Below are 2,621 nucleotides of genomic sequence, written 5' to 3'. Positions count from 1 at the left end.
GAGCAGCAGCGACAGCACCAGCACCGGCCAGACCCGCGCCTCCAGCCCCAGCATCGCCGCCATGACCGGCGACAGCAGGATCAGCGGCAGCCCGGTCAGCAGCCAATGGGCCAGCGCCTTGGCCAGCACCGCGGCCTCCAGCGGCAGCGGCGACAGCACCAGGAGGTCGAGCGAGCCGTCCTCGTAATCCTGGGCAAACAGCCGGTCGAGCGCGAGCAGCGTCGCCAGCAGCGCCGCGACCCAGACCACGCCGGCGGCGATGCGGCCGAGCAGCGCCGTTTCCGGCCCGATGCTGAGCGGGAACAGCACCACGGTGATGACGAAGAAGGCGAGCACGGCGGCCACGTCGCCGCCGGATCGCAGGGCCAGCCGCAGGTCGCGCGACAGCATGGCGAGGAAGGCCCTCACAGCGGTACCCCAATGACCGCGAAATCGGGCACCGCGAAATCCGCCAGCGCCAGGCCGCGCGCGCCGTCGAGGGCGAGCGGCACATGGGTGGCCAGCATGACGATCCCGCCGCCGGCGCGATGCCGCGCGATCCGCGCCTCCAGCCGGGCGACGGAGGCGGTGTCGAGCCCGAGCGTCGGTTCGTCCAGCAGCCACAGCCGGGCGGGGCCCAGCTCGAACCGCGCCAGCGCCAGGCGGCGGCGCTGGCCGGCGGAGAGGTATCGGCAAGGCAGGTCGTCCAGCCCTTCGAGGCCGACCGCGGCGAGGGCTGCATCGATCGTGGCCGCATCCGGGGCCGCGCCGGCGGTGGCGCCCCAGAAGCGCAGCGTCTCGCGCGGCGTCAGCGCCGGCTTCACCGCATCCTGGTGGCCGAGATAGGCGATCGAGCCGGGGGCGCCGGTCCAGTCGAGCGTTCCGGCGAAGACCGGCACCAGCCCCGCGACCAGGCGCAGCAGGCTGGACTTGCCGCTGCCGTTCGGCCCGGTCAGCACCAGTGCCTCGCCGGCATCGAGCCGGAAGGACAGGCCGGCGAAGACCAGCCGCCCGCCGCGCAGGCAGGCGAGATCATCCGCCGTGAGGCTGGCGCCGGTCAGGCTCGGGTCGGGCATGGGCGGCTGGGCGCGGTCATGCCCCGGCATAGCAGCCGGACCCGTCAAAGTGGAAGAGCCCCAAAACGGAAAGGGCAGGACCGCGAACGGCCCTGCCCCCTCGCGACTGCCGCCGCCCCCCGGCCGGCGCAGTCATCCCTCGATCAGTAGTGCGGGTTGTTGGCGTTCGGGCTGACGACGATGTCGAAGCGCTGGCTGGCGCCGCCGGTGCAATTACGGATCTGCATCCGGGTGCCGACGGTGTTGTCGACGACATCGGCGCAGCGGCTGTTCATGCCGATCAGCCGGCCGTCGGTTTGCAGCTGCCACTTTTCGCTGGAGCCGCCGTCGCAGTTCCAGATGTGGAGCTTGTCACCGTTGTTGCCGTTGCCACCCTCGATGTCGGCGCAGTAGTCGGTGTTGCCGACGGACCGCAGCTGGGTTTCGTCGCTGTAGATCCATTGCTGCGGCACAGCACCCGTGCAGCTGCGCTGGTTGAGGTCGGAGCCGTTGGCGTAGAGGCCGTTCTGGATCTCGGCGCAGAAGCTGTTCGCGGTGCTGCGCAGCGAGAAGCCGGTGGCGACCGAGCGGCGGATGCCGTTCAGCGGCAGCTTGTTGCCCCAGGTCTCCAGGTTTTCATGGCTGATCATCGAGGCGCCCCAGCCGACCGCCAGATACATCTGGTTGAAGCTGTCGAACTGCGTCTCGTTGCTGGACCACAGGTTGACCAGCTGGCCGTTCTGCTGGGCCGTGACCGTGTCCTTGTACCAGTACTGCACCGCCTCCTGGTTGCCGCAGGCCACCCATTTGTTGGTGTTCGCGTCGTCGAAATCCTTGGCGTTGCCGTTCCAATAGAAGTTCGCCGGCTCATGCGCCTCGGGGCAGACGAAGATCTGCGCCGCGCTGCCGAACTGGTTCACATACTCTTCCTGGGTGTCGTTCTTGTCGCCGATCGGCCCGCCCATCATCTGCAGGATGATGCGGCCGCGCAGCGAATCGACGCTGGGCCAGCCGGCCCGGTAGACGCCTTCGCGCAGCGAGGCGTAGCCGGTGAAGGCGCGCAGGTCTTCCGGCTTGTAGGCCTTGGCCCCGAGCTCGCTGATCACGAGATTGTTCAGCCCGGACATGTAGCTGGCGCCCCAGCCCCACAGCCCCAGGCTGGGCTTGAGGTCGAACTGCACCGTGATCGGCAGGTGGCCGGGATGCGCGTCGCTCCACGCCTTCACGTCGCGCAGGCAATCCTGCAGCAGGCCGCCGGCGCCGCCCTTGCAGTTGTTGGCGGTGTTCGCCTCGGTCGGATCGTGCTTCACCGGGAAGCCAGTGCCGTCATAGACGTCGATCTCGACCACCTGGTTGCCGCGGTCGAGCGCGTCGGTCAGCTTGGCGAAATGCGCCTTTTCGTAGGTGTTGTGCGGCCGCGACCAGTAGGCGGCGTTGTACGGCGTGGACCCCGCCAGCGGCTGCGCGGCCGGCACGTCGGCCAGGGCCGGCGTCCCCGCCGACAGCAGCAGGGCGGCCGCCACAGCCATCCCTGAGAGAAGACCTCGTCCCATCAGTTCCCCCTTCGTCTGAGGCCCGGTTTCGGGC

3 protein-coding genes are annotated in these 2,621 nt (G+C 69.6%); all 3 read right to left on the bottom strand.

Features of this window, described 5'->3' with window-relative positions; all coding sequences use genetic code 11:
- Nucleotides 1-408, bottom strand: a 408-nt coding sequence (gene ccmB / locus AC3XYG_RS21170) for a heme exporter protein CcmB (RefSeq protein WP_489141851.1), incomplete at its 3' end; no start/stop codon positions are given.
- Nucleotides 405-1,055 (bottom strand): heme ABC exporter ATP-binding protein CcmA, encoded by a 651-nt coding sequence (ccmA, locus tag AC3XYG_RS21165; RefSeq protein WP_489141850.1) that lies wholly within the window; start codon nucleotides 1,053-1,055, stop codon nucleotides 405-407. The genes ccmB and ccmA, both read right to left, overlap by 4 nt.
- A 143-nt stretch (nucleotides 1,056-1,198) precedes the next feature.
- Nucleotides 1,199-2,563: a Ca2+-dependent phosphoinositide-specific phospholipase C gene (locus AC3XYG_RS21160; protein ID WP_489141849.1), complete on the bottom strand. Its 1,365-nt coding sequence runs from the start codon at nucleotides 2,561-2,563 to the stop codon at nucleotides 1,199-1,201.
- Nucleotides 2,564-2,621 lie beyond the last annotated feature (58 nt).

The sequence above is a fragment of the Inquilinus sp. genome (assembly GCF_057815775.1).
This window is presented reverse-complemented; position numbering and strand designations above follow the sequence as displayed.

Excerpts from the sequence above, each read along its gene's own strand:
- ccmA (WP_489141850.1), bottom strand. The coding sequence starts at position 1,055 with ATGCCCGACCCGAGCCTGACCGGCGCCAGCCTCACGGCGGATGATCTC.
- AC3XYG_RS21160 (WP_489141849.1), bottom strand. The coding sequence starts at position 2,563 with ATGGCTGTGGCGGCCGCCCTGCTGCTGTCGGCGGGGACGCCGGCCCTG.